The sequence below is a fragment of the Duganella phyllosphaerae genome, from assembly GCF_001758785.1.
GTDB lineage: Bacteria > Pseudomonadota > Gammaproteobacteria > Burkholderiales > Burkholderiaceae_D > Rugamonas > Rugamonas phyllosphaerae.
The window spans coordinates 56,506-80,977 of the sequence record NZ_LROM01000106.1 but is presented as its reverse complement, the minus strand read 5'-3'; the positions used below and the strand labels follow the sequence as shown (position 1 = coordinate 80,977).

At 63.0% G+C, this 24,472-nt stretch carries 28 protein-coding genes; 17 read left to right on the top strand and 11 right to left on the bottom strand.

Features of this window, described 5'->3' with window-relative positions:
* Positions 1 to 2 precede the first annotated feature (2 nt).
* The 12 genes from nuoI (at position 3) to DUPY_RS19305 (ending at position 9,914) form a co-directional block, all read left to right on the top strand.
* Positions 3 to 491, top strand: a complete 489-nt coding sequence (gene nuoI, locus DUPY_RS19360) for an NADH-quinone oxidoreductase subunit NuoI (RefSeq protein WP_019920325.1) — start codon at positions 3 to 5, stop codon at positions 489 to 491.
* Between the two features lie 96 nt (positions 492 to 587).
* Entirely contained in the window at positions 588 to 1,226 is a 639-nt protein-coding gene (locus DUPY_RS19355; RefSeq protein ID WP_070250203.1) for an NADH-quinone oxidoreductase subunit J, read from the top strand.
* Positions 1,223 to 1,531: an NADH-quinone oxidoreductase subunit NuoK gene (gene nuoK, locus DUPY_RS19350; protein WP_019920323.1), complete on the top strand. Its 309-nt coding sequence runs from the start codon at positions 1,223 to 1,225 to the stop codon at positions 1,529 to 1,531. The genes DUPY_RS19355 and nuoK overlap by 4 nt, the downstream gene beginning before the upstream one ends.
* Before the next feature lie 47 nt (positions 1,532 to 1,578).
* Positions 1,579 to 3,687, top strand: coding sequence for an NADH-quinone oxidoreductase subunit L (nuoL, locus tag DUPY_RS19345; protein ID WP_070250201.1), 2,109 nt, complete (start codon positions 1,579 to 1,581; stop codon positions 3,685 to 3,687).
* A 31-nt stretch (positions 3,688 to 3,718) separates the two neighbouring features.
* Entirely contained in the window at positions 3,719 to 5,215 is a 1,497-nt protein-coding gene (locus DUPY_RS19340; RefSeq protein ID WP_070250198.1) for an NADH-quinone oxidoreductase subunit M, read from the top strand.
* A 36-nt stretch (positions 5,216 to 5,251) separates the two neighbouring features.
* Entirely contained in the window at positions 5,252 to 6,757 is a 1,506-nt protein-coding gene (nuoN, locus tag DUPY_RS19335; RefSeq protein WP_070250196.1) for an NADH-quinone oxidoreductase subunit NuoN, read from the top strand.
* Entirely contained in the window at positions 6,757 to 7,068 is a 312-nt protein-coding gene (locus tag DUPY_RS19330) for a DUF2818 family protein (protein WP_070250194.1), read from the top strand. The genes nuoN and DUPY_RS19330 overlap by 1 nt, the downstream gene beginning before the upstream one ends.
* A 47-nt stretch (positions 7,069 to 7,115) precedes the next feature.
* Positions 7,116 to 7,667, top strand: a complete 552-nt coding sequence (locus DUPY_RS19325; protein ID WP_070250192.1) for an NUDIX domain-containing protein — start codon at positions 7,116 to 7,118, stop codon at positions 7,665 to 7,667.
* Between the two features lie 61 nt (positions 7,668 to 7,728).
* Positions 7,729 to 8,400 carry a hypothetical protein gene (locus DUPY_RS19320; RefSeq protein WP_307188201.1) on the top strand — a complete coding sequence of 224 codons (672 nt, stop codon included), beginning with the start codon at positions 7,729 to 7,731 and terminating at the stop codon, positions 8,398 to 8,400.
* Between the two features lie 6 nt (positions 8,401 to 8,406).
* Complete coding sequence (ispD, locus tag DUPY_RS19315) at positions 8,407 to 9,105, top strand: 2-C-methyl-D-erythritol 4-phosphate cytidylyltransferase (RefSeq protein ID WP_070250190.1); 699 nt, start codon at positions 8,407 to 8,409, stop codon at positions 9,103 to 9,105.
* A gap of 15 nt (positions 9,106 to 9,120) precedes the next feature.
* Complete coding sequence (gene ispF / locus DUPY_RS19310) at positions 9,121 to 9,615, top strand: 2-C-methyl-D-erythritol 2,4-cyclodiphosphate synthase (protein WP_070250189.1); 495 nt, start codon at positions 9,121 to 9,123, stop codon at positions 9,613 to 9,615.
* Positions 9,615 to 9,914: a hypothetical protein gene (locus DUPY_RS19305; RefSeq protein WP_070250188.1), complete on the top strand. Its 300-nt coding sequence runs from the start codon at positions 9,615 to 9,617 to the stop codon at positions 9,912 to 9,914. The genes ispF and DUPY_RS19305 overlap by 1 nt, the downstream gene beginning before the upstream one ends.
* A 155-nt stretch (positions 9,915 to 10,069) precedes the next feature.
* Here the strand turns inward: DUPY_RS19305 and DUPY_RS19300 are convergent, their stop codons facing one another.
* Entirely contained in the window at positions 10,070 to 11,314 is a 1,245-nt protein-coding gene (locus DUPY_RS19300; RefSeq protein WP_070250187.1) for an MFS transporter, read from the bottom strand.
* A gap of 114 nt (positions 11,315 to 11,428) precedes the next feature.
* Here DUPY_RS19300 and DUPY_RS19295 point away from each other — a divergent pair, with 114 nt between their 5' ends.
* On the top strand, positions 11,429 to 12,040 hold the full coding sequence (locus tag DUPY_RS19295; protein ID WP_070250186.1) for a TetR/AcrR family transcriptional regulator: 612 nt from the start codon (positions 11,429 to 11,431) through the stop codon (positions 12,038 to 12,040).
* On the opposite strand, the gene DUPY_RS19290 is transcribed toward DUPY_RS19295, so the two are convergent.
* The gene (locus tag DUPY_RS19290) at positions 12,041 to 12,499 is read right to left on the bottom strand and encodes a nuclear transport factor 2 family protein (protein ID WP_084640803.1); all 459 of its coding nucleotides are present in this window, start codon (positions 12,497 to 12,499) and stop codon (positions 12,041 to 12,043) included. It lies immediately after the preceding gene.
* A 265-nt stretch (positions 12,500 to 12,764) separates the two neighbouring features.
* Between DUPY_RS19290 and DUPY_RS19285 the strand changes: the two genes are divergently transcribed.
* On the top strand, positions 12,765 to 13,733 hold the full coding sequence (locus DUPY_RS19285) for a diacylglycerol/lipid kinase family protein (RefSeq protein ID WP_070250184.1): 969 nt from the start codon (positions 12,765 to 12,767) through the stop codon (positions 13,731 to 13,733).
* Between the two features lie 5 nt (positions 13,734 to 13,738).
* Here DUPY_RS19285 and DUPY_RS19280 read toward each other — a convergent pair whose 3' ends face one another.
* The 9 genes from DUPY_RS19280 to DUPY_RS19245 form a co-directional block, all read right to left on the bottom strand.
* On the bottom strand, positions 13,739 to 14,428 hold the full coding sequence (locus DUPY_RS19280) for a DsbA family protein (protein ID WP_070250182.1): 690 nt from the start codon (positions 14,426 to 14,428) through the stop codon (positions 13,739 to 13,741).
* A 100-nt stretch (positions 14,429 to 14,528) separates the two neighbouring features.
* Positions 14,529 to 15,116, bottom strand: a complete 588-nt coding sequence (locus tag DUPY_RS19275) for a hypothetical protein (protein ID WP_070250181.1) — start codon at positions 15,114 to 15,116, stop codon at positions 14,529 to 14,531.
* Entirely contained in the window at positions 15,113 to 15,367 is a 255-nt protein-coding gene (locus DUPY_RS19270; protein ID WP_070250179.1) for a type II toxin-antitoxin system Phd/YefM family antitoxin, read from the bottom strand. The genes DUPY_RS19275 and DUPY_RS19270 overlap by 4 nt, the downstream gene beginning before the upstream one ends.
* An 85-nt stretch (positions 15,368 to 15,452) precedes the next feature.
* Positions 15,453 to 15,617, bottom strand: a complete 165-nt coding sequence (locus tag DUPY_RS28930; RefSeq protein WP_229255432.1) for a hypothetical protein — start codon at positions 15,615 to 15,617, stop codon at positions 15,453 to 15,455.
* The gene (locus tag DUPY_RS19265) at positions 15,581 to 15,925 is read right to left on the bottom strand and encodes a hypothetical protein (RefSeq protein WP_229255431.1); all 345 of its coding nucleotides are present in this window, start codon (positions 15,923 to 15,925) and stop codon (positions 15,581 to 15,583) included. The genes DUPY_RS28930 and DUPY_RS19265 overlap by 37 nt, the downstream gene beginning before the upstream one ends.
* Before the next feature lie 93 nt (positions 15,926 to 16,018).
* On the bottom strand, positions 16,019 to 17,026 hold the full coding sequence (locus tag DUPY_RS19260; RefSeq protein ID WP_070250177.1) for an FHA domain-containing protein: 1,008 nt from the start codon (positions 17,024 to 17,026) through the stop codon (positions 16,019 to 16,021).
* Complete coding sequence (locus DUPY_RS19255; protein WP_229255430.1) at positions 17,023 to 18,573, bottom strand: S1 family peptidase; 1,551 nt, start codon at positions 18,571 to 18,573, stop codon at positions 17,023 to 17,025. Before DUPY_RS19255 ends, DUPY_RS19260 begins: the two co-directional genes overlap by 4 nt.
* 42 nt (positions 18,574 to 18,615) lie before the next feature.
* Positions 18,616 to 19,269, bottom strand: a complete 654-nt coding sequence (ribA, locus tag DUPY_RS19250) for a GTP cyclohydrolase II (protein ID WP_070250174.1) — start codon at positions 19,267 to 19,269, stop codon at positions 18,616 to 18,618.
* Positions 19,270 to 19,390: 121 nt separating this feature from the next.
* Positions 19,391 to 20,092: a pirin family protein gene (locus DUPY_RS19245; protein ID WP_070250172.1), complete on the bottom strand. Its 702-nt coding sequence runs from the start codon at positions 20,090 to 20,092 to the stop codon at positions 19,391 to 19,393.
* A 161-nt stretch (positions 20,093 to 20,253) separates the two neighbouring features.
* Here DUPY_RS19245 and DUPY_RS19240 point away from each other — a divergent pair, with 161 nt between their 5' ends.
* From DUPY_RS19240 to DUPY_RS19230, 3 genes are all read left to right on the top strand, one after another.
* A complete protein-coding gene (locus DUPY_RS19240; RefSeq protein WP_070250170.1) occupies positions 20,254 to 21,186 on the top strand; it encodes a LysR family transcriptional regulator in 933 nt (310 codons plus the stop codon).
* 112 nt (positions 21,187 to 21,298) lie between these two features.
* Positions 21,299 to 22,303, top strand: a complete 1,005-nt coding sequence (locus DUPY_RS19235) for an EAL and HDOD domain-containing protein (RefSeq protein ID WP_070250168.1) — start codon at positions 21,299 to 21,301, stop codon at positions 22,301 to 22,303.
* Entirely contained in the window at positions 22,296 to 24,464 is a 2,169-nt protein-coding gene (locus DUPY_RS19230; protein ID WP_070250167.1) for a putative bifunctional diguanylate cyclase/phosphodiesterase, read from the top strand. Before DUPY_RS19235 ends, DUPY_RS19230 begins: the two co-directional genes overlap by 8 nt.
* The last annotated feature ends 8 nt before the right edge of the window (positions 24,465 to 24,472 follow it).

Sequence of the window (24,472 nt, the reverse complement as noted above, 5' to 3'; positions counted from 1 at the left end):
AAATGGAACGCTTAAAAGACTTCATCGGCAGCTTCATGCTGACCGAACTGATCAAAGGGATGGCGCTGACGGGCAAGTATATGTTCTCGCGCAAGATCACCGTGCAGTACCCGGAAGAGAAGACGCCGATGTCGCCGCGCTTCCGTGGCCTGCACGCGCTGCGCCGCTACCCGAACGGGGAAGAGCGCTGCATCGCCTGCAAACTGTGCGAAGCAGTGTGCCCGGCGATGGCGATCACGATTGAATCGGAGCAGCGCGACGACGGTTCGCGCCGCACCACGCGTTACGACATCGACCTGACCAAGTGCATCTTCTGCGGTTTCTGCGAAGAGTCGTGCCCGGTCGATTCGATCGTCGAAACGCACGTGCTGGAATACCACGGCGAAAAACGCGGCGACCTGTACTACACCAAGGAAATGCTGTTGGCCGTGGGCGATCGTTACGAAAACCAGATCGCCGAAGCACGCGCTGCGGACGCTCCTTACCGCTGACGACAGGCGGGGCAGGGCGCAGGCCGGCAGTCACGGTCACGCCTTCTCCGCCGCAGTGGTGGTTCAAACAAAAACTGTACGTCTCTTGGGTTAGTTATGGAATTTAAAACTGCTTTGTTCTACGCCTTTGCAGCCATCATGATATTGGCTGCCACGCGCGTTATCACGGCCCGCAATCCGGTCCACGCGGCCCTGTTCCTGGTGCTGGCGTTCTTCTCGGCCGCCGGCATCTGGATGCTGCTCGAAGCCGAGTTCCTGGCCATCGTGCTGGTGCTCGTGTACGTGGGCGCCGTCATGGTGCTGTTCCTGTTCGTGGTGATGATGCTCGACATCGACACCGGCAGGCTGCGCGAAAACTTCTGGAGCTACCTGCCGGTGGCCAGCTTCGTCGGCGTCATCATCGTGCTGGAAATGGCTGCCGTGCTGTGGAAGTCGTTCCTGTCGTTCGATACCCAGGCAGTTGCTGCCGGTAATATCGGCGGCACCAAGGAACTGGGTATCCTGATCTTCACCAAATATGTTTATGGCTTCGAGATCGCTGCGGCGATCCTGCTGGTGGCGATCGTTGCCGCCGTGGCCCTGACCCTGCGCAAGCGCAAGGACACCAAGCATTTCGACCCGGCTGACGCTGTCCGCGTAAAACGTAACGACCGCCTGAAGATCGTCAAGATCGCGCCGGTTACCACGCGCGGCCAGGTCGATACCGGTTCGGCAGAGAACAAGGAGACCCCATGACTTTATCGCTTGCTCACTACCTGGTTCTTGGCGCGATATTGTTCGCGATCTCGATCGTTGGTATTTTCCTGAACCGCAAGAACATCATCGTTCTGCTGATGGCCATCGAACTGATGCTGCTGGCAGTGAACATGAATTTCATCGCGTTCTCCCACTACCTGGGCGACGCAGCCGGCCAGATCTTCGTTTTCTTCATCCTGACCGTGGCCGCTGCTGAATCAGCGATCGGCCTCGCGATTCTGGTGGTGCTGTTCCGTAATCTGGACACCATCAATGTGGAAGACCTCGATAGGCTCAAGGGTTAATCCCGCGGCTTGGTTCTCATTTCGAAAAATAACGATTAAGGTTCATCATGGCGGGTACTCTCAACCCTAACCTCCTACTGGCCGTACCTCTGGCGCCGCTGGTCGGCTCCGCGATTGCGGGTTTGTTAGGAACCAAATTCTTTGGCAATGTCGTGGGACGCAAAACGTCCCACACGGCGACCATCCTCGGCGTGCTGATCGCCTTCATCCTGTCGGCGATGACGTTCAACGAGGTGCTAGGTGGCGCCACGTATAACGGCACCGTGTATCACTGGATGACGGTGGCCGGCATCAACTTCGAGGTCGGTTTCCAGATCGATACGCTGTCGGCGATGATGATGTGCGTGGTGACCTTCGTGTCGCTGATGGTGCACATCTACACCATCGGCTACATGGCGGAAGACGAAGGCTATAACCGCTTCTTCTCGTACATCTCGCTGTTCACGTTCTTGATGTTGATGCTGGTCATGGCCAACAACTTCCTGCAGCTGTTCTTCGGCTGGGAAGCAGTCGGCCTGGTCTCGTACCTCCTGATCGGCTTCTGGTACAAGCGTCCTACCGCGATCATCGCCAACATGAAGGCGTTCCTGGTCAACCGCGTGGGCGACTTCGGCTTCATCCTCGGTATCGGCCTGCTGCTGGCTTACGCCGGCACCATGAACTACCAGGAAGTGTTCGCCAAGAAGGACGAGCTGGCACTGCTGACGCTGCCAGGCACCGACTGGGCGCTGCTGACCGTGGCCTGTATCTGCCTGTTCATCGGCGCCATGGGTAAATCGGCGCAGTTCCCGCTGCACGTGTGGCTGCCGGACACGATGGAAGGTCCTACCCCGATCTCGGCACTGATCCACGCCGCGACCATGGTTACCGCCGGCATCTTCATGGTGTCGCGCATGTCGCCGCTGTTCGAGCTGTCGGACACCGCGCTGTCGTTCATCCTGGTCATCGGTTCGATCACTGCGCTGTTCATGGGCTTCCTGGGCATCATCCAGAACGACATCAAGCGCGTGGTCGCTTACTCGACCCTGTCGCAGCTGGGCTACATGACGGTTGCCCTCGGTTGCTCCGCTTACTCGGTGGCCGTATTCCACCTGATGACCCACGCATTCTTCAAGGCACTGCTGTTCCTGGGCGCCGGTTCGGTCATCATCGGCATGCACCACGACCAGGACATCCGCAACATGGGCGGCCTGCGCAAGTACATGCCGATTACCTGGATCACGTCGCTGCTCGGTTCGCTGGCTCTGATCGGTACGCCGTTCTTCTCGGGCTTCTACTCGAAAGACTCGATCATCGAAGCCGTGCACGAGACCCATATCTGGGGCGCCGGTTTCGCCAACTTCGCCGTACTGGCTGGTGTGTTCGTGACCGCGTTCTACTCGTTCCGCATGTACTTCCTGGTGTTCCACGGTAAAGAGCGTTTCGGCCAGGCCCATGCCCACGGTCACGACGCCCATCACGATGCCCACGCCAAGACCGCGCACGCCGATCCGGCCGCACACGGCCACGATGCGGACGCGCACCACGAAGAAGAGGAAGACGACCATGGCCACCACGGCCTGGAGCCTGGCCAGAAGCCGCATGAATCGCCATTCGTGGTCTGGTTCCCGCTGGTGATGCTGGCGATTCCTTCGGTCATCATCGGTTACCTGGCCATCGGCCCGATGCTGCACGGCGACTTCTTCAAGAACGTGATCTTTGTCGGTGAAAACCACAAGGCAATGGAAATCCTGGGCGAAGAGTTCCACGGCGCCATGGCGATGACCATTCACTCGCTGACGACCCTGCCGCTGTGGCTGGCAATCGCCGGTGTGGCCAGTGCGTACTACTGCTACATGATCAACCCACGGGTACCGGCATGGTTCTTCGCCAAGTTCACCGCAGTGCACACGCTGCTCGAGAACAAGTACTACATGGACAAGTTCAACGAGGTGGTGTTCGCCGGCGGTGCCCGCCTGCTGGGCAACGGCTTGTGGAATGTCGGCGACAAGACCCTGATCGACGGCCTGCTGGTCAATGGCAGCGCCAAGGTCGTGAACTGGTTCTCGAAGCTGGCACGCGTAGGTCAGACCGGTTACATCTACCACTACGCGTTCGTGATGATCCTGGGCATCCTGGGGTTCCTGGTCTACTTCCTGCCGTTTTGGCACGCTTAATTAGCTGATACGCATAGAGATAACGAAAACCATGATGCAGTCAACCATATCTACATTACCGTACCTGAGCCTGGCGATCTGGCTCCCGATCGTGTTCGGCGCCCTGATTCTGGCGCTCGGTCGCGACACCAACGCCGGCCTGGTACGTATCGGCTCGCTGATCGGCGCCTTGATCAGTTTCGTGGCGACGATTCCGCTGATTACCAATTTCGACAACGCCGCCCACGGCATGCAGTTTGTCGAAAAATCGAAGTGGATCGATACCTTCAACATCTACTACTCGCTGGGCATCGATGGCCTGTCGCTGTGGTTCGTGCCGCTGACCGCCTTCATCACGGTGATCGTGGTGATCTCGGCCTGGCAGGTGATCCAGTCGCGCGTCGCGCAGTACATGGGCGCGTTCCTGATCCTGTCCGGCCTGATGATCGGCGTGTTCTGCGCCATGGACGGCCTGCTGTTCTACTTCTTCTTCGAAGCGACCCTGATCCCGATGTACATCATCATCGGCGTGTGGGGCGGTGAAAACCGCGTGTACGCCTCGTTCAAGTTCTTCCTGTACACGTTCTTCGGTTCGCTGCTCACGCTCGTTGCGATCATCTACCTGTACCGCACCACCGGCAGCTTCGACATCCTGCAATGGCACCTCGCCGTGCTGACAATGAAGGAGCAGATCTTCATCTTCGCCGCCTTCTTCATGGCCTTTGCCGTGAAAGTGCCGATGTTCCCGGTCCACACCTGGCTGCCGGACGTCCACGTGGAAGCGCCGACCGGCGGTTCCGCCGTGCTGGCCGCAATCATGCTGAAACTGGGCGCCTATGGTTTCCTGCGCTTCTCGCTGCCGATCACCCCTGACGCTTCGCACTACCTGTCCGGCTTCGTGATCACGCTGTCGCTGATCGCCGTGATTTACATCGGCCTGGTGGCCCTGGTGCAGAAGGACATGAAGAAACTGGTCGCCTATTCGTCGATCGCGCACATGGGCTTTGTCACCCTGGGCTTCTTCATCTTCAACCCGATCGGCGTGCAGGGCGGTATCGTGCAAATGATTTCGCACGGCTTCATCTCCGGCGCCATGTTCCTGTGTATCGGTGTGCTGTACGACCAGGCCCACTCGCGCCAGATCGCCGACTACGGTGGTGTGGTCAACAAAATGCCGAAGTTCGCCGCGCTGTTCGTGTTCTTCTCGATGGCCAACTGCGGCCTGCCAGCGACCTCCGGCTTTGTCGGCGAGTTCATGGTGATCCTGGGCGCAGTGCAGTACAACTTCTGGATTGGCCTGCTGGCCGCCACGGCACTGATCTTCGGCGCGGCTTACTCGCTGTGGATGGCCAAGCGCGTGATCTTCGGCAAAGTGACCAACCACCATGTGGCCGCACTGGTCGACGTGAACGGACGCGAGTTCTTCATGCTGGGCGTGCTGGCGATTGCCGTGCTGGTCATGGGCCTGTACCCGGCGCCATTCACCGACACCATGCAAACGTCGGTGGCCGACCTGCTGGCCCATGTTGCTAAAAGCAAGCTGCCTTAAATGAAACTGAACACCGGAACATCGAGAAAATCCTAAATGATTACACCTATTCCACAAGAGGCGTTCAACATCGCCCCGGCGTATGCCGAGGTCACGATGATTGTCGGCGCTTCGCTATTACTGCTGGTCGACATGTATTTGTCGGAGTCCAAGCGCTCGATCACGTACCTGCTGTCGCTGGCACTGCTGGCCGTTTGCGCGGCCATCAGCTACGGCGACTTCATGAGCGGCGCCACGCTGTATACCTTCAACGGCATGTACGTGTCCGACCCGATGTCGAACCTGCTCAAGCTGTTTACGTACCTGGCTCTGGCCCTGACCCTGATCTATTCGCGCCAGTACACCACTGACCGCGGCATGATGACCGGCAACCTGGGCGGTGAGTTCTACGTCCTGGCGCTGTTCGCAGGCCTGGGCCAGATGATCATGATCTCGGGATCGCACTTCCTCACCATCTACCTTGGCGTGGAATTGATGTCGCTGTCGCTGTACGCGCTGGTCGCACTGCGTCGTGACAACCACAAGGCCACCGAAGCGGCGATGAAGTACTTCGTCCTCGGCGCATTGGCTTCGGGCTTCCTGCTGTACGGTATGTCGATGTTGTACGGCGCCACCGGCACCCTGGAAATCTCGAAAGTCGCTGCTGCCGTTGCTGCCGGCACCATCAAGCCGACCATCCTGGTGTTCGGTATCGTGTTCCTGGTCGCTGGCCTGGCATTCAAACTGGGCGCCGTGCCATTCCACATGTGGGTACCGGACGTGTACGAAGGTTCGCCAACCGCAGTGACCCTGCTGCTGGGCGGCGCACCGAAGATCGCTACCTTTGCAGTGTGCATCCGCCTGCTGGTGGAAGGCCTGCTGCCGCTGGCAGTCGACTGGCAGCAGATGCTGATGGTCCTGGCCGTGCTGTCGCTGGTGATCGGTAACCTGACCGCGATTGCCCAGACCAACCTGAAACGTATGCTGGCGTACTCGACCATCGCGCAGATCGGCTTCGTGCTGCTGGGCCTGTTGTCGGGCGTGGGCACCACCGTCGGCAACGGCGGCATGGAAGCTGCCTACAGCGCCTCGATGTTCTACGTGGTCACCTATGTGCTGACCACCGTGGGCACTTTCGGCCTGTTGATGCTGCTGTCGCGCGCCGGTTTCGATGCCGACAACATCGCCGACTTCAAGGGCCTGGGCAAGCGCAGCGGCTGGTTCGCGCTGATGATGACCATCATGATGTTCTCGATGGCCGGCGTGCCACCGCTGGTAGGCTTTGCCGCCAAGTTCTCGGTGCTGAACGCATTGCTCGGTACCGGCCAGGTATGGCTGACCGTGGTGGCGGTGATGTTCTCGCTGATCGGCGCTTACTACTACCTGCGCATCGTCAAAACCATGTGGTTCGACGAGCCGGTTGACAGCGCTCCGCTCAGCGCGCCAGCGGACATGAAACTGGTCCTGAGCCTGAACGGCGTTGCCATCCTGGCGCTGGGCGTGCTGCCAGGCCCGCTGCTGGCCGTGTGCGCAGCCGCGATGAAAGTGACGCTGACTACCTGATGGACGTCAATGGCGCCAGCTGGTTGGTGATCGCGATTGCTATCGCGGCCGCCAACCTGCCATTCTTTAATGAAAAAGTGCTGGCCCTGGTGCCAGCACGCTGGTCCACCGAAGCCAAGCCGTTGTACGTGCGGCTGGCCGAGATGATCGGCCTGTACTTCGTGGTCGGCGCCATCGGCATGGCGCTCGAGGGTCAGATCGGCACGCGCTTCCCGCAGACCTGGGAGTTCTACGCGATTTCCGCCTGCCTGTTCCTGGTGCTCGGCTTTCCGGGATTTATCCTGCGCTATCTGCGCCGTCCCCGCGACTAGCCGTCCGCTGATACACTGTTGCTCTTCGAACCATCGTGGAGCAGCAAGTGAATCTGACCGAAACCCGCCTCGACGGCGACCTGGCCTACGACGGCCACTTCCTCAAAGTCCAACGCGATGATATTGAACTGCCCAATGGTCGCCGCGCCGTGCGCGAGTACATCAAGCATCCGGGCGCGGTAGTGATCCTGCCCGTGTTCGACGACGGTCGCGTCCTGCTCGAAAACCAGTTCCGCTACCCGCTGCACCGCACCTTCATCGAATTCCCCGCCGGGAAAATCGACCCCAACGAAGATCCGCTCGATTGCGCCAAGCGCGAGCTGATCGAAGAGACCGGCTACACCGCCACCGACTGGCAGTTCGTCTGCACCATCCACAACGCCATCGCCTACGCTGACGAGCACCTGGACATCTACCTGGCGCGCGGCCTGGTCGCAGGCGAGCAAAAGCTCGACGAAGGCGAATTCCTCGAACTGTTTACCGCGCCGCTCGACGACCTGCTGCAATGGGTGCGCGAAGGTAAAGTGACCGACGTGAAAACCGTGATCGGCGCGTTCTGGCTCGACAAGCTGCGCGCCGGCGACTGGAAGCTGGGCTGAGCGTATGCGGGTGCTGGCCATCTCAGCGGCGTTGGCTGTCCTGGTATCAGGCGCCGCCGGCGTGCTGGTCCCAAAGCAGGCCATCGCTGCCGCCGCCGCCCGCACGCCATTCCAGGTCCGCTGCGAAGACACGATCAGCAAGACCATCTCGGTGCTCTCGACCAGGAGCAATGGCTTCACCATCAACAACCAGCTGCCATACCGCGCACTGACGCTGAAGACCGGCAGCATCGACGGCCGCCGCGAGACGCTGGGCTTGACAGTCACGCGCGCGCAATATTCGGCCACGCTGGGCGGACCGATGTTGCAGGACCCGGTGAGCGGCTACGAGTGCGTGGCGCCCAAGGTGGAGTTGAAACTCAACTACGCGCCAGTGCTGATCTACGTCGGCAACGAGTTCGCTCCCGGTACCTGCGCCTACAACGTCATCCTCGAGCACGAGCAGCGCCATCTCCAGGCCTACATGGACAACCTGGTGCGGGTGGAAAAAGTGGTGCGCGCGGCGCTGGAAAAGCGCTTCGACGCCAGGCCGCTGTACGCGCCTTCGGGCACCGCGCAATCGGCGCTGCAGCACGAGATCAACAGCGTCTGGTTCCCGTTTATCAAGGCGGAATTCGACAAGGGCAACGTGGAACAGGCTAAAATCGACACCCCGCAGGAATACGCGCGCCTGGCCGAGACCTGTAACGGCGACATCCGCCGCATCATCGAACAGCGCCGCCGCAAACAATAAGAACCCATGAACGACACCAACCAACCCCGCTATTTCGCCTTGCTGCCCGCCGCCGGCGTTGGTGCGCGCATGGCCGCCAACGGCCCCAAACAATACCTGCCGGTCGGCGGCAAGCCGCTACTGCGCCACGCGGTGGACGCCTTCCGCGCCAGCGCGCTGGTCGCGCACACCTACGTGGTGGTCAGCGCGGACGACGGCCAGATCGACGGCGTGTTGCCACCGGGCCTCGACGGCGTGACGGTGCTGCGCTGCGGCGGCGCCACCCGCATGGATACCGTGCTGAATGGCCTGCGCGCGCTGCAAGGTCAGTTGCGCGATACCGACCTGGTGATGGTGCACGACGCCGCCCGTCCGGGCCTGACGCCGGCGCTGATTGAAAAGCTGGTGCACGGCGTGGGTGACCACCCGGCCGGCGGCTTGCTGGCCTTGCCGGTGGTCGATACCGTCAAGCGCAGCGCCGACGGTGTCAGCACTGTGCCGCGCACCGGCCTGTGGCTGGCGCAAACGCCGCAGATGTTCAGCTACGCGCTGCTGCTGCGCGCGCTTGGCAGCGCCCCGGATGCCAACGCCATCACCGACGACGCCAGCGCCGTCGAGATGCTGGGCCTGTCGCCGCGGCTGATCGAAGGCCATCCAAGAAATCTGAAAGTCACGCTGCCGGCCGACATCCGCATCGCCGAGATGTACCTGGCCGCCGACGCATAAACTACCAAGGACAATATGAGCAAACTTCCATTCCGCATCGGCCAGGGCTACGATTGCCACGCACTGGTCGAAGGCCGCAAGCTGATCATCGGCGGCATCGACATCCCGCACCACCTGGGCTTGCTGGGACACTCGGATGCCGACGTGCTGCTGCACGCGATCACCGACGCCATCCTGGGCGCCGCCGCGCTCGGCGACATCGGCAAGCATTTCCCGGACACCGACGCCCAGTTCAAGGGCGCCGATTCGCGCACCTTGCTCAAGGAAGCGGCCCGCCGCGTGGCCGCCACTGGCTACCGTATCGGCAATATCGACGCGACCATCATCGCGCAAAAGCCGAAGATGGCGCCGCACATTGCCGCCATGTGCGCCAACGTGGCAGCGGACCTGGGCGTGGAAGTGGGGCAGGTGAACATCAAGGCCAAGACCAACGAGAAGCTCGGTTACCTCGGCCGCGAGGAGGGCATCGCTGCCGAGGCAGTGGCCCTGCTGCTGGCCACCGAAGACTGATGGCGCGCGACATCTATGCCTACCGCCAGGTGGCGGTGCACTCGGTGCAGCGCGGCAGTGCGGTGGAAATCCACCCGGTGCCGGGCCAGGCGTTTTCGCCGGAGCTGCTGGTGCAGTGCTCGCAGCGCCTGAAAGACCTGGACACGTACCCGCTGGGCACGTGCTTCCTGCTCGACGCCAAGCTGACCGACCGGGGCGGCAACCAGTACATGTACGCGTGGCATGGCGATGCGGTGCAGGTGTTGTCGCCCAAACAGACCAAGGCCTTCCTGGCCGAATTCCGGCGCGGGCGGATTTGACAAAACCTGGATCCCCGCGTGCGCGAGGATGACGGCGCCCAGGTCTCGGGCCATAAATCCGTCATGTTCGCGAACGCCACAGCCTTTAATTCCGTCATCCCCCCCGCAGGCGGGGATCCATGGAACGTGAGAGTCGCAGCAAATCTCACCGACAATCAATGTACCGCCGCCAACCTGGCGCCCGGCCCGCCATCCTCCATCCCGAACCGCCAGATCACCAACGCCATCGCCAGCGCAAACGCACCGCCGACTATCATCACGCCGGACACGCCCAGGTGGTCGGCCACGATGCCGCCAACCAGTGCGCCACCGGCCAGCGCGACCTGCGCCGTCGAGACGAATACCGCGCCACCACTTTCCATCGCATGCGGCGCCGCCTTGAACATCCAGCTTTGCACCGCGATCGGCATCATGCCGAAGCCCAGGCCCCAGGTCACGATCAGCACCACCACGCCCGCCAGCGACGTACCTGCCACCGGCAGCGCCAGGGTCGAGAACCCGATCACCAGCCCCACCGCGATCAACGCGCGGCGCACGCTGCGCGCCACCAGCCAGCCGCCGAGCAGGTTGCCGATGAAACCCGCTACGCCATAGGCCAGGAACAACGCACTGATCACGCCGGCGCCCAGTTGCGCCACCTGCACCAGGAACGGCGTCACGTAGGTGTAGGCCGTGAACTGCCCGATAAACACCAGCAGGGTCACCGCCATGCCCAGCCGCGCCTTCTTGATGCGCAGCAGTTCCGGCACCTGTCGGAACGTCAGCGAACCGGCGGCCGGCAGGCTGGGCATCAGCGCCAGTTGCAGCAGCAGGACCACCACGCCAATCGCACCGGTGGCCAGGAACGCCGCGCGCCAGCCCGCGATCTCGCCGAGCAGGGCGCCGGCCGGTACCCCTGCCACCGTGCCGACCGACACGCCGGCAAATATGATCGACGTCGCCCGCGCCGCATACGCAGGCGGCACCAGCCGCGTGCCGATCGCGCCGCCGATGGCCCAGAAGCCGCCCACGCCAACCCCGAGTAGTGCCCGCGCCAGCAGGATCAGCGCGAACGAATCGCTGAGTGCCACGATCAGGTTGGAGATGATCAGCGTGGCAGTGAGGCCCGCGATCACGTAGCGGCGGTCGGTCTTGCCGATGCCGATGGTGACGAGGATGGCCGCAAACGCGGCGATGATGCCGGGCAGGGTGACCATCATGCCGGCCGTGCCCTCGGAAATACGCAGCTCGGCCGCGATCGACGGCAGCAGGCCGACCGGCAGGAACTCGGTAGTCACCAGCGCGAACGAGCCGATGCCGACCGACAGCACTGCCAGCCAGGCGGCGCGGGTGGGGGCGATGGTGGACGTCGCGGCTGTGGCGTCCCCGGGCAGGGTATGGGCGGGAGAAGTCTGTTGCATAATATGGATTCCGGGTAGGTTGAATTGGTCCGTAAAAACCCTTGAGTTTTTTACTGGTCGGTTCATAATGAATCCATGAACAGCATGTTGTCAACGAGTTTTTAACCGAATGGTATGAAAGAATCCGCATCCACCACCCGCAAGACCGGGCGCCCACGCACCTTCGATGCCGATACGGCGCTGGAAAAGGCGATGAAGGTATTCTGGGAAAAAGGCTACGAAGGCAGCTCTTTGCCCGAGCTGACCGAGGCTATGGGTATGAACCGCCCCAGCCTGTACGCCGTGTTCGGCAACAAGGAAAACCTGTTCCGCCTGGCGCTGGAGCGCTACAGCGCCAGCCACGATCCGCTGTTCAATGCGGCGATGGAGCAGCCGACCGCGCGCGCCGTGGTCGAGCATTTTTTACGTGGCAACGCCAACGCCCAGACCGAAACCGACAATCCGCAAGGCTGCCTGGTGATCAATGGCGCGCTGGCGTGCAGCGACGATGCGCGCCCTGTGCAGGCCTCGCTGATCGAGCACCGGGCACTGAGCGAAGCGCGCCTGAAGCAGCGGCTGGAACAGGCGCGCGAGGAGGGCGATTTGCCGGCCGACTGTTGCCCGGGCCAGATGGCGCGCTACGTGATGACGGTATCGAACGGCATGGCAGTGCAGTCGGCCGCCGGCGCGACGCGCCAGCAGTTGCAGGAGGTGGTGGACCAGGTGTTGCGGGGCTGGCCGGCGTAGTTAAGGTTTGGATGGGCGGATGCCCGTATATTGCGCCGACACCAGCAACCACTGCTGGCCGACCAGGCGGGCGACGTACCCGCCGCGCATGGCAAATTTGCGGGTCGCCCCATCCTGGTTCATGGTGTAGGAAAGTCGGGCCGATACCAGCGCCGTATCGCCCATGATGCGCACCGCCGGCTCGTCCACCTGGACCTGCGGGGCAGGGCGCTTCAACTCCGGCGCGTAGAACGACAACATCTTCTCGCGGCTGTCGACTTCGCCGACCGGCGATATCTCGACATAGTTCTCGGCGGTGGTGGCGCGCAAGGTGGCCTGGTCGAACGCGCCCTGGGCCTGGGCGTGACGCTCGACCAGGGAGACCAGTTCGGCGTCCGTGGTGGCCGCGTGCGCACTGCCAGTGAGCATCATGATGCCGAGTGCTGCGCCGGCAAGCGCTGCGGGAAAATTCAATGTCATTTGCGTTGTCCTCTAAAAAAGTGTCAGTAATACATCCTGCCGCATATTACGTGGATAGTGGCGGTGGCCTGGAGGTTTGAGACGATCAGTGCGATTCCAGCGATGGAGTGCTATTTATGGGGGACAGTCCGTCATTGCGCCAGAAAAGATAAAAAGCGAGAGCGCAGGAATTTCCAAACACCAATGAAACATCAACGGCGTTAATGTCAACGTTACAATGACCATCCGCACCGAACTGGTGATGCATGAATAACCTGACCGAGCCATGACAGCGACCGCTGCCCCCCACGACGCCACTTTTTTCATTGCCCTCAACGCCGGCTCCGGCCATTCGGAGACCGACGAGCGCCGTTCCACCATCGAGACGGTCATGCGCGACGCCGGCCGCCGCTTCGAACTGACCATGATCGACCAGCCCGATACCATCGACGAGATTGCCACCAGGCTGGCCAAACAGGCGGCCGACAGCGGCGGCGTGCTGGTGGCTGCCGGCGGCGATGGGACGATCAACGCGGTGGCGCGGCAGGCGGTGGCGCACGGCTGCAAGTTTGGCGTGCTGCCGCAAGGGACGTTCAACTATTTTGGCCGCACCCACGGTATTCCCGAGGATTTGACCGAGGCGGTGCACGCGCTGCTGGCTTCGCGCGTGCATGCGGTGCAGGTCGGCGTAATCAACGACCGCGTGTTCCTGGTCAACGCCAGCATCGGTCTGTATCCCAACATGCTGGAAGCGCGCGAAGCGGACAAGCAGCAGTTCGGCCGCAGCCGGCTGGTGGCGGTGTTCTCGGCCTTCAAGACTTTGTTGAGACCGCATCGAAGGCTGCGCTTGGCGTTGAATATCGACGGCAAGCCACGCCACCTGCGCACCGCCACTTTCTTTGTCGGGAACAACCGGCTGCAGATGGAACAGATCGGCATCCCGCCGCTCAGCGACGCGCTGGAAGACGGCCGCCTGGCAGCGGTGGCGCCGCGCACCAAGGGCAAGTTCGGCATGTTATGGCTGATGCTGCACGGCGCCTTGGGCCGGATGGGGCGGCTGAACCAGGCCGACGAGCTGACCACCTTCAGTTTCAAGCGAGTGGAAGTGAAGGTGCGCAGCCTGTCGCGGCGGCGCCAGGTCAAGGTGGCCACCGATGGCGAGATCACCATGATGAGCAACCCGCTGGAAATTCACGTGATGGATGAGCAGTTGCTGCTGCTCAAGCCTGACCCCAAGCCAGCCGACGTCGACTAAACGAGTCAGGCGACTTCGGCCAGGCCCTTGCCGAACAGGCGGCGCAATTCGGCAATCAACAAGTCCGGGCCGTGGTACAGCGCGCTGCTGCTGATCGGCACCACGGCGTCGTTGATGCGCACGATCAGTTGCGGCACGCCGCGCACGCCCAGTTGCGCCATCAAGCCCTGCGCGGCTTCGATACGGGCCGCAGTGCGCTGCGCCAGGCCGGCATCCGCAGCCAGTTGCAGCGCCAGCTCGGTGGCGTCGGCGTGGTGGCCGTGCTCCTGCAGGCAGGCGGCCATGGTGCGCGCGACGACGCCGGCATCGGCAGTGTCCTTGCCACCGACATAACGGGCGCTTTGCAGGCGGTGCAGCAGGCCCGCTTCCAGTCGGGAGTCGATCGCCGCGATGGCGGTCAGCGCGCGACTGATGATTTCCGAATCGAAGCGCACGCCGCTTGCCTGCAACACGTTCTTGCGGTAGGCCTCGCTGAAGACCTGGCCGGTCATGGCGGCGATACGCTGGTCGTTACTCCAGGCATAGTCGCCGAATTCGGACGTGAGGGCCCGGGCACCCGCACCGGAAAACAGGCCGCTCGGATGCAGTTCCAGCAGCGATGGAAAGGTAGCCGACAAACCGGCCAGCGCTGGGGCGCTGGCATAGCACCAGCCACACAGCGGATCGAACAGGTATTGCAAGCGGATCGTGGACATCAGGTGGCTCTCGTAAAATCACCACTGTAGGCGGTTAGCCGGCGCAGAAATACCGCGTAGCCAGAGACACTTTGTTGCATGGATCGGGTGAATCAGGCTATCACTGTTCTTTCGATCTCGGATATTGCTGCTTCAGCGCGGCCAGCGCCATCAGCCCCGGGTATTCCTTGCGGGTGGCAAAGCGGTGCCGATAATAGGCAGCCCAATAACTGGTCGCCCGCTGTTCTACGCCTTCGCAATAGGCGAGGTTATGTTGGTAGAAATCCAGGTATTTCGCTTCGATGCCCTGGCTGAAGCGTTCAAGGATGGGTTCGATGATTTCGATGACATACTCGCCGAGAAGCTGCACCACGAACGGCGCCAGCCAAGGCGCATCGCTGGTCAGGATACGGCGCAGGCACTGTTCCCGGACAAAGCCATCGTGGTGACGGGTGCCGAGGCACAGGGCGATCAGTCCCGCGTCGCCTGGGGCAGTGGCGGCTGTCAGCAGTCGCTCTGTGTCGTAATACACGCGAGCGGGAATGTGCAACTGCTCACCGCCAACGCTGACAGACTTGTGAGTGTATACCGCATGGTGCATCACGCCCATGGCGAGTGCTGATACGATTGGGCCGGCCTGATCTGCCAACGCGGAAGGGAAGGCGTGCGTTTCGTTTGCCTGAGTTTTGGTATCGAGATCGGAGATCATACTAAACCAGCTGGCTTGGCATTGATGATCGCCTGCGGCGGATCGAACTCGATGCCGGAGATATCCGGCATCGCCAGTGCATCGGCAATGCTGCGTCGCTGCATGGTGAGCTTTTGGTAATCTTCAAAGCTCATCAGCACGTGGGTCGGGCGCGCCCCTTCCGTGATGAGGACCGGCCCCTGATTTGCGGCGCGCTTTGCTGCGCTCACCGCTTGGTGGAATTCGCGACTGGATATGGTGGTGATGTTCATGGCAATACCGCAAGCGTCAGCTGATGTACTCACGTTAGCACATATCGACATTCGGTTGAGCAAGCGGCAACGCGTCAGAGGGCCGCTATTGTTGATTCGACCGCGTGGCCAGCGCCACGATCGCAATCCCGGCCGCCACGATCAGCGCATCCTCGATCAGGCCGCTGCGGGTCTGGCCGATGCGCGCGATGCCTTCCTTGCGCCCGGCCAGCGTCAGGTAAGCCATCGGCACGGCGGTGGCGACGGCCACAGCGGCGCCCGCGCCTTCGCGGCCTTTCGGCGCCAGGGCGGCGCCGGCATGCCGGCGCTGGCCACGCGGGCGATCAGGCCCAGCGCCACGGTGCGGTCCGGTGCGGTTTTCATCTTGTCGCCGTACAGTTCGCCTGCGCCCATGGCCAGCGCGCCGAACTTGAAGATCGGGCGGTCAAGCAGGAACAGTTCGCCCGGGGTACGGCGGCCGGCCAGGCGGGCGGCGGCGATGGTGGCCATCGGCGTCATCGAGCGGGCGCTGGCGACGATGCCGATCAGGACGGAGGAGAGCAGGGTGCGGATGGTCATGTTGATGTCCAGTGAGATTAAAAGATGGTCGAATCGACATCAATATAGCCCACCCCATCCGCAAGCGCTGTCCCCTTGCCTTGCCGACACGGATTAGTCCGTGACTTCGCCGTCGCCGCTGTCGTCATCGCCGTCGCCGAAGCCATCGGTGACCGAGCGCGCGCGCGCCGCATCGGCGCCTTGCTTGAGCTTGGCCGCATTGCTGAGGAACTGGTCGAGGTTGCGGTCCGGGCTTTGCCGTACTTCCGGTGGCAACAGCACCGACATGTACAGCTCGTCGGAGGTGCGCCCCGTCGATTGGGCATTGTTCAGCAGCGACAGCGCCGCACCGACCACCAGCATCACCCAGGCCGTGATGGCGAAGCGGCGCGGGTGGTGCGGCTTGATGGTGATCAGGTGGAAGAACAGCATCGCGCACACGATCGCCAGCGTGACCAGGCTGCCATAGCGGGTGAATACTTCGGCCGACCAGGCGTAGGCGACCAGGCTGCCGAGCGCGCGCCAGGCAAACACGGCGGCCAAGCCGCTGCCGAGGATGAACAGGTGGCGGCCCATGCGCGCGTGGCTGCCGAACAGGCGGTTGGCCAGGCCCCAGGCGCCGGCCCACAGCAGGCCCAGGCCCAGGCTCGACGCCAGTACCAGCAGGTAGCGGATCAGGGCGAACGGTTCGATGTCGGAAATCCAGGTTTCCAGGCAACTGAAAACGGCGATCAGCGCCAGGCCGATGGCGGCGGGAACAGTGCCTTCCCAACCGTGCATGGTGGTGTCGGCCACTTCGGCCGGCACCGGATAGTCGGCGGCGCGAATGCGCAGGCGGGTGTGGCCCAGGCGCACCACGGTGTTGCCTTCGACGGTGACACCGGCACCGTTAGCGCGTTTGCCGTGGGCAAAAGTGCCGTTCTTGCTGCCCAGGTCGCGCAGCAGCAATTTGCCGTTGTCGTCCAGGTCGACCATCGCGTGCGAAGCAGCACTATGGGCGTCGTCGAGGATGACGTCGTTGTCGTAGCCACGGCCGATACGGATCGGCAAGTCCGCCACCTTGTGGCGGTGCAGCACGTCGCCGTTGCGGGCCAGTATCTCGATGAAGTAGGGGGCGCTCATCGTGCACCTCCGGCTGCCGGCTTGGCCGGCACGGCTTTTTTGGGGGCCAGCGACATCGAATTGAGAAACACCTGGGTCAGGCGCATGCCGTTATCGTAGGACACGCCGCGTGCGTCGAGCCGGCTTTGCAGGCTCATCGAGCCCTGGTCGGTGGCGGCGGTCAGCAGGGCAAAGTCGTACAGGCCGGCAAACTTGCGGTAGGCGCGTACACACAGCACTGCGCGCAACGGCACGTCCCTGGCTTTGACGAAGTCTTCCGTGCAGTTCGGGCCGGTCAGGCGGCTGTCCTTGAAACTGCCGAAATGCTCGTTCTTGAACGAGGCGGACGCCAGTTGCGAAAAGCGCAACTGGTCGAGGCCGTTGCTGCGCATGAACTGGTGGCGAATGCTGATCTGGCCGGTCTGCAAGGTGCCGCTGATAAAGATCGCCGACTCCATCGCGCAACTGGCGTCATCGACCGTGAACGGCTTGTCGGCCTTCACGCTCGAGCGGCCCCAGCAACGCATCTGCTCGGACTCGCGCACCGGCACCATGTATGGTCCCATGGGTTTGAGGCTCAGCGGCGTGGCCAGCAACTGGTCGACCATGGCGCGCTGGTGGCTGAGCAACTGGCTGGCGACCACGGCGTTGAAGTCGGCCGGCGGCTTGGACTGTTGTTCGACTTTTTTCAGCAGGTCCTGGGCAAAACGGGCCGGCACCAGGAAGCTCACCAGTTCGCCATCGAGGCGCTTGGAAACGTTGACCCCGGCCACCGAGCCGTCCACCGTCACGCTGGGGCCGCCGCTCATGCCGGAGTTGATCGGGCCGGTAAACATCAGCTGGTCGTAAAAACTGCGGGCGATCACGCCGTTGTAGGCGCCCTCGGAAATGGCGAAGCCGAGGTCGAGCGGATTGCCCATCGAGTACAGGTACTGGCCTTGCGTCAGGCGCGCCAGCTGGTCGGGCATCTTGAAGAAGCCGGTGCCGTTGCGGCTCACGCGCAGCACGGCCAGGTCGTGCAGCACGTCCACGGCCAGCAATTCGACATTGCCGCGCTTGCCGCTGGTATCGACCCATTCGCCGACATAGGTGTCCGGGTCGAGCGCAAATTGCGACACCACGTGGTAGTTGGTCACCACCAGGTTGCTGGTGCCGATCAAGAAGCCGGAGCCGACCGACGACTGGGTGCGGCCGCTCTTGAGCAGCGAGCGCACTTGCAGGATGTCGTTCTTGGCCGAGGCATACAGGTGCTGGGCGGCGGACGAGGGTGGCGGCAGCGGCGCGGAGTCGGCAGCAGCGGCAGCAGCAGCGGCAGCAGCGGCAGCAGCGGCAGGGGGAGCAACAGCGCCAGGCGTGGCTGGCGGTTTCACGGCAATGCCCGGAATCGCAGGCGCTGCTGGCGCGGTTTTGGCGCCGGTTGCTGCCGGCGCAGCAGCGGCAGCGTTGGCAGCAGGTGCATTGGCAGCAGGAGCATTAGCAGCGGCGGCTGGCGGGTTGGCTGGCGCTGCCAGCGCGCCGGCGCTGGCCCAGGTCATGGCAAGTGAAGCAACAATTACGGTGAATTTCATGCAGTTCCTGGACGGTTGATACTTGGATCCCACAGCGGGATCCTACAGCGCGCCGTCTTCCACCGGCGCCGGTGTGAGCGGCTTCATCATGTGTCCGAGCTTGGCGGCCTTGGTGTCGAGGTAATGCTGGTTGAAGGCATTGCGGTTCACCAGCAGCGGCACGCGTTCAGCCACTTCGATGCCGAGCTTGGTCATGGCGTCGATCTTACGCGGATTATTGGTCATCAGCCGCAGGCTTTTCACGTCGAACTGGTCGAGCATCGGCTTGACCAGGCCATAGGTGCGCTGGTCGGGCTTGAAGCCCAGCTGTTCGTTGGCCTGTACCGTGTCGGCGCCGGCTTCCTGCAGGCGGTAGGCGCGGATCTTGTTGACCAGGCCGATGCCGCGGCCCTCCTGGCGCAGGTACAGCAGCACGCCGCTGCCTTCGTCGGCGATGCGCTTGAGCGCGCCTTCGAGCTGGGCGCCGCAATCGCAGCGCTGCGAGAACAGCACGTCGCCGGTTAGGCACTCGGAATGCACGCGCGCCAGCACCGGTTCGCCGTTGCTGATGTCGCCCAGTACCATGGCCAGGTGTTCCTTGCCCGTTGCCTTCTCTACAAAAGCGTGCAAGGTGAACTGCGCCCACGGGGTAGGGAGCGCGCACGAGGTCATATAGTCCAGTTCATCCTGGACCGGGATTTCTGCGCTCAGCGACATAACTTTCTCTATTCTTGTTCAAGTAACGTAAAAAAGGCGCGCCGGGCTGTTCTGACAGACCCGGCGCGCCCTTCATCATACCAAACCTGGCGGAAAAATATTTCTTGCCCGGTGGTTACCCTTAGTTGGGTAAATCGAAGACCAATACTTCCGCATCGGTGGCATTACCCAGCGTCACCAGGTTCTCGGCCGTCAGCTTGAGGGCGTCGCCGCCTTTGAGCGCGGTGCCGTTCACCGTCACGCCGCCACGGATCACGTGGACATAAGCGCTGCGGCCGGCTGCCAGCTTGTGCTCCAGTGCATCACCGCTGCGCAGGATGGAAGCGTAAATCGACGCATCCTGGTGAATCAGCACCGAGCCTTCGCGGCCGTCGCTGGAAGCGATCAGGCGCAGGTTGCCCAGCTTGCTCTCGACGGTGAAGTTCTTTTCTTCGTAGCTCGGTGGAATACCGACCTGGTTAGGCTGGATCCAGATTTGCAGGAAGTGCACTTTCTCGTCGGCATTATGGTTGAACTCGCTGTGACGGACACCGGTGCCGGCGCTCATGCGCTGGACGTCGCCGTAGTGCAGGACCGAACCGGTGCCCATGCTGTCTTTATGCTCGAGCGCGCCGCTCAGTACGTACGAGATGATTTCCATATCGCGGTGGCCGTGGGTGCCGAAACCCTGGCTGCCTTGCACGCGGTCTTCGTTGATCACCAGCAGTGGGCCGAAGCCGACATGGTCGGGATCGTGGTAGCTGCCGAACGAGAAGCTGTGTTTGGAATCGAGCCAACCATGGTTGGCGGCACCGCGGGCTTCACTTTTACGAATTTGCAACATGATAGGGCTCCATTTCTTGTGTGATTAATTAATGTGCGATAATTTTGAACGCTGTTTCTGTTCGTTTGCTTCACTATCGCTGCATCCATGAATCAAAGTATAGACCTGTGTTCGCGTTTTAAAAAACGGAAAAATTACCCCTCTACTATCGAAAAAATCGAATGCTCAGATTAAGCCTGGAAGCCCTGCAAATTGTTGACGCCATCGACCGCCGTGGTTCGTTTTCCGCCGCCGGCAAGGAACTGCACCGCGTACCGTCCACCATCTCGTATACGGTCGGCAAGCTCGAGGATGACCTTGGCGTGCAGGTGTTCGAACGCAACGGTCCGCGCGTGGTGCTCACCGCCGCCGGCGCCGAGTTGCTCAAGGAAGGGCGCTACCTGCTCAAGGCGGCCCTGGATCTCGAACACCGGGTACGGCGGGTTGCATCGGGCTGGGAGACCGAGCTGGCCATCGGCAGCGATTCGATGTTTTCGGCCTGCATGTTCTTCGAGGATGTGACGGCCTTTTACGACGTGGCCCAGCAGACCCGGCTGCGCGTGGTGCAGGAAGCCCTGTCCGGTACCTGGGAAGCGCTGCTCGACCGACGCGCCGATTTGCTGGTCGGCGTGGCCGGCGACGGCCCGGCCGGCGGCGGTTATGTATCCGAGCCGATCTGCAAGATCGGTTTTGTGTTCGCGGTAGCGCCCCATCATCCGCTGGCGGCCGTCGAAGGCAAGCTCGACCGCTCGCACTTGCAGCAATACCGCGCCGTGAGCGTGGCCGATTCGGCCCGGCGCATGGCGCCGCGCACGGTGGGCTTGCTGCTGGGGCAAGATACGCTGAGCGTGCCGGACATGAAAACCAAGCTGCAATACCAGCTCGCCGGGGTCGGCTTCGGCTTCCTGCCCGAGCCGTGCGCGCGCGCCGCGATTGCCGCCGGCCTGCTGGTGGAAAAGCAGGTGGCCGAGCCCAAGCCGGACGAAACGTTTTACCTGGCCTGGCGCACCGGCGAGAACGGCGCCGCACTCAACTGGTGGATCGCGCGCATGCGCGCCGCCAAACTGGCCGAGCGCCTGGTGCAACATTTGCCCCACCACGCATTACCCGGCTGATATGCCGCAATGCAGACGGAGCAAGATTGCAACTATGGTCATACAATGTTGACCAATGCCAATAATTTCAGGGTACCATAGCAGGATAACCAACCCCTGCTGGATCATGTAGATGACCGCGTTGATCGCCACTCCGCCCGTATTGTTGCACCCGCTGGCCGACCGCCACGGCAAACCGGCAGCCTTGCTGCTCGACCTGGGCGCACCGGCAGCAACCGTACCTTCGCTGCCGCCATCGTTGCCGGCATCGTTAATGCATGACCTGGCCGCAGCCGGCATGCGCTGCCTGTATCGCAACGGGCAGCCAGATGCCGGCGCGGCGCTGGACCGGGCCGGCTGGCAGGCGCTCGATCCGGCCTGCTTGCAGCGACTGGACGACCCGCAGCAACTGCCACCGGCGCCAGGCGTGCAGTGGTTGATCGGCGAGTGGTTCATGGCGCCGCCGCCGAAGCCGGCGGACGCGCAAGTGGCCTCGCGCGCGCTGGCCATGCAGCTGGTGCAACTGGTGGCGACCGATGCCGACACCCATGAGATCGAAGCCGTGCTGCGCCAGGATCCCACGCTGTCCTACCACCTTCTGAAACTCGTCAATTCGCTGGCGATCGGCGCCAATGCGGGCGGCGGGCGCCGCGTGACCAGCTTTGCGCAGGCTATCCTGATCCTCGGCCGCGCCCAGTTGCGGCGCTGGCTCAACCTGATGCTGTTTTCGTCGCGCGAGGGCGACCGCCGCTCGCCGATGTTGCTGGCGCGGGTGTCGGTGCGGGCCCGGGCCATGGAATTGCTGGCCCAAGAGACCGGCCTGAACAAGAACCAGCAGGAAATGGCCTTCATGGTTGGCATGTTTTCCTTGCTGGGTGTGCTGTTCGGCATGAGCTTGCCCGATGTGCTCAAGCCGCTCACCATCAGCGACGCCATTGCCCGTGCGCTGCTCGACCACGATGGCGAACTGGGCCAGTTGCTGACCATGGTGGAGGTGGCCGAGCGCGACGACCATGCGGCGCTGGCGCGCGCACTGGCCGCCATCAAACTCGACGGCGGACAGTTCAACCGCGTGATGGTGGAAGCCTACGTGTGGATGCAGTCGGTGGCGCTGGGCCAAGGGGCGCACCATGCTTGACGCCATCGAGCGCTGCCTGGCGCTGAGCCAGCGGGCCCGTGCCGAACAGGGCGAGGCGCTGGCGCACACGCTGGCCAGCCTGCAGGCCACGCTGGACGAGGCCCGCGCGCTGATGACGCCCTCCGTGCTGGCCGACGACCGCGCCGTGCTGGAACTGGACCTGACCGGTTATCTCACCGCCTGGAGCCCCGGCGCCGTGCAAATGTTCGGCTACACCGCCGAGGAGGCGCTGGGCCGCCACGTGCTGTTCCTGTACACGCCCGAGGCCCTCGGCGACGAGGACGGCAGCATCGTCGAGCTGGCCTCCGAGCTCGACGGCAAAGTCGGCGTGCGCGCCGAGGTACGGCGCCGGCGCAAGGATGGCCAGGTGATCTGGGTGCGGCTGCACATCTTCCTGCGCCACGACGAGGCCGGCGAGCCGTCCGGCATGCTGGTGCAATTGACGCGCATCGACCAGGCGCTCACCCCGAACGACAAGCTCAACCTGCACGCGCGCATCATCGAAGACAGCGACCAGGGCGTGCTGATTACCGACGCCAACGAACGCATCGTCTCGATCAATTCGTCGTTTACCCGCATTACCGGCTATTCGCCGGAAGAGTCGATCGGCCAGACCCCGGACTTGCTGCGCTCCGGCGTGCACAGCCCGGAATTTCGCGCCAAGGTGCGCGCGGCCATGCGCGGCGCCGGACCTTGGCGCGGCGAGATCATCGGCAAGCGCAAGAATGGCGAACTGTTCCCGCAGTCGGTGACGATCAGCGCGGTGCGCGACGCCAATGGCGAAGTGAGCCACACGTTCTCGCTGTTTTCCGATATCAGCGAGCACAAGGATGCCGAAGCGCGCATGCAGCGCATGGCCAATTACGACCCGCTCACCGGCCTGCCCAACCTGTGCCTGCTGACCCAGCTGGTCGGACATGCGCTGATGGAAAGCAAGCGCACCAAGGCGCACGGCGCCATGCTGGTGATCGAGATCACCCGCGTGGGCGCCATCAGCGACACACTGGGCACCGACATCGGCAACGAGCTGCTGTGCGAGATCGGCCGCCTGTTCAAGCTGTCGCTGCGCGAGGCCGACGTGCTGGCGCGGCTCGACGGCCACAAGTTTGCCGTGGCGCTGTTCAACATCGAAAAGCGCGAGCATGCCGCCGTGGTGGCGCAAAAACTGCTGGCCTCGCTGGCCGCGCCGATCCGTGTGGCGTCGCACAGCCTGCAAGTGGGCGGCCACATCGGCATCGCCGTGTACACCGACGACGGCCACGACGTGCCCACCCTGATCCGCTATGCCGACGTGGCCATGGGCCGCGCCGCGCAGAACATCGAAGCGGGCTTCCTGTTCTACAGCGAAGAGATGAACCGGCGCGCCAAGGAACATCTGCGCATCGAAAGCGAGCTGCGCCACGCGATCGGCAACGACGAGCTGGCGCTGTACTACCAGCCCAAGGTGAGCTTGCGCAGCGGCCGCATCGTCGGCGCCGAGGCGCTGCTGCGCTGGCGCCACCCGGAGCGCGGCTTGATGACGCCGGCCGTGTTCATCCCGGTGGCCGAGGAGAGCGGCCTGATCCTCGACCTCGGCGCCTGGGTGCTGGAACACGCGTGCCGCCAGATCAGCGCCTGGCGCGCGGCTGGATTGAGCATGCCGCCGATCGCCATCAACCTGTCGGCGCGCCAGTTCGACGCCGGCCTGCCGGCCCGCATTGCCGCCGTGCTGGAACGCCACGGCGTACAGCCCGAGCAGCTCAACCTGGAAATCACCGAGAGCCTGCTGGTGCGCGGCACCGAGCACGTGGTGGCCATCATGAACGAGCTGGTGGCGATGGGCATGTCGCTGGCGCTGGACGACTTCGGCACCGGTTACTCGAGCCTGGCCTATCTGAAGAAATTCCCGATCAGCACGCTCAAGATCGACCGCTCGTTCGTGATCGGCTTGCCCTTCGAGGAAAACGATTGCGCCATCGCCCGCGCCATCGTCACCATGGCCCAGCAATTGCGCCAGGAAATCGTCGCCGAAGGCGTGGAAACGCCGGAGCAGATGCGCTTCCTGCGCGAGCTCGGTTGCGACCAGTTGCAGGGTTACCTGTTCAGCCCACCGGTGCCCGAAGCCGACTTCGCTGCCATGCTGCACGAGGGCAAGCGCCTGGCCTTCGAGACCTTGCCGTAGCGGTATTG

What these genes read in the sequence shown, in the direction of transcription:
- DUPY_RS19290 (WP_084640803.1), bottom strand. Translation starts at nt 12,499, where the DNA reads ATGACATTGAATTTTCCCGCAGCGCTTGCCGGCGCAGCACTCGGCATC.
- DUPY_RS19240 (WP_070250170.1), top strand. Translation starts at nt 20,254, where the DNA reads ATGCTCAGATTAAGCCTGGAAGCCCTGCAAATTGTTGACGCCATCGAC.
- DUPY_RS19295 (WP_070250186.1), top strand. Translation starts at nt 11,429, where the DNA reads ATGAAAGAATCCGCATCCACCACCCGCAAGACCGGGCGCCCACGCACC.
- ribA (WP_070250174.1), bottom strand. Translation starts at nt 19,269, where the DNA reads ATGTCGCTGAGCGCAGAAATCCCGGTCCAGGATGAACTGGACTATATG.
- ispD (WP_070250190.1), top strand. Translation starts at nt 8,407, where the DNA reads ATGAACGACACCAACCAACCCCGCTATTTCGCCTTGCTGCCCGCCGCC.
- DUPY_RS19230 (WP_070250167.1), top strand. Translation starts at nt 22,296, where the DNA reads ATGCTTGACGCCATCGAGCGCTGCCTGGCGCTGAGCCAGCGGGCCCGT.
- nuoI (WP_019920325.1), top strand. Translation starts at nt 3, where the DNA reads ATGGAACGCTTAAAAGACTTCATCGGCAGCTTCATGCTGACCGAACTG.
- nuoK (WP_019920323.1), top strand. Translation starts at nt 1,223, where the DNA reads ATGACTTTATCGCTTGCTCACTACCTGGTTCTTGGCGCGATATTGTTC.
- DUPY_RS19265 (WP_229255431.1), bottom strand. Translation starts at nt 15,925, where the DNA reads ATGACCATCCGCACCCTGCTCTCCTCCGTCCTGATCGGCATCGTCGCC.
- DUPY_RS19340 (WP_070250198.1), top strand. Translation starts at nt 3,719, where the DNA reads ATGATGCAGTCAACCATATCTACATTACCGTACCTGAGCCTGGCGATC.
- DUPY_RS19280 (WP_070250182.1), bottom strand. Translation starts at nt 14,428, where the DNA reads ATGTCCACGATCCGCTTGCAATACCTGTTCGATCCGCTGTGTGGCTGG.
- ispF (WP_070250189.1), top strand. Translation starts at nt 9,121, where the DNA reads ATGAGCAAACTTCCATTCCGCATCGGCCAGGGCTACGATTGCCACGCA.
- DUPY_RS19355 (WP_070250203.1), top strand. Translation starts at nt 588, where the DNA reads ATGGAATTTAAAACTGCTTTGTTCTACGCCTTTGCAGCCATCATGATA.
- DUPY_RS19285 (WP_070250184.1), top strand. Translation starts at nt 12,765, where the DNA reads ATGACAGCGACCGCTGCCCCCCACGACGCCACTTTTTTCATTGCCCTC.
- nuoL (WP_070250201.1), top strand. Translation starts at nt 1,579, where the DNA reads ATGGCGGGTACTCTCAACCCTAACCTCCTACTGGCCGTACCTCTGGCG.
- nuoN (WP_070250196.1), top strand. Translation starts at nt 5,252, where the DNA reads ATGATTACACCTATTCCACAAGAGGCGTTCAACATCGCCCCGGCGTAT.
- DUPY_RS19275 (WP_070250181.1), bottom strand. Translation starts at nt 15,116, where the DNA reads ATGATCTCCGATCTCGATACCAAAACTCAGGCAAACGAAACGCACGCC.
- DUPY_RS19305 (WP_070250188.1), top strand. Translation starts at nt 9,615, where the DNA reads ATGGCGCGCGACATCTATGCCTACCGCCAGGTGGCGGTGCACTCGGTG.
- DUPY_RS19260 (WP_070250177.1), bottom strand. Translation starts at nt 17,026, where the DNA reads ATGAGCGCCCCCTACTTCATCGAGATACTGGCCCGCAACGGCGACGTG.
- DUPY_RS19245 (WP_070250172.1), bottom strand. Translation starts at nt 20,092, where the DNA reads ATGTTGCAAATTCGTAAAAGTGAAGCCCGCGGTGCCGCCAACCATGGT.
- DUPY_RS19270 (WP_070250179.1), bottom strand. Translation starts at nt 15,367, where the DNA reads ATGAACATCACCACCATATCCAGTCGCGAATTCCACCAAGCGGTGAGC.
- DUPY_RS19235 (WP_070250168.1), top strand. Translation starts at nt 21,299, where the DNA reads ATGACCGCGTTGATCGCCACTCCGCCCGTATTGTTGCACCCGCTGGCC.
- DUPY_RS19255 (WP_229255430.1), bottom strand. Translation starts at nt 18,573, where the DNA reads ATGAAATTCACCGTAATTGTTGCTTCACTTGCCATGACCTGGGCCAGC.
- DUPY_RS19300 (WP_070250187.1), bottom strand. Translation starts at nt 11,314, where the DNA reads ATGCAACAGACTTCTCCCGCCCATACCCTGCCCGGGGACGCCACAGCC.
- DUPY_RS19330 (WP_070250194.1), top strand. Translation starts at nt 6,757, where the DNA reads ATGGACGTCAATGGCGCCAGCTGGTTGGTGATCGCGATTGCTATCGCG.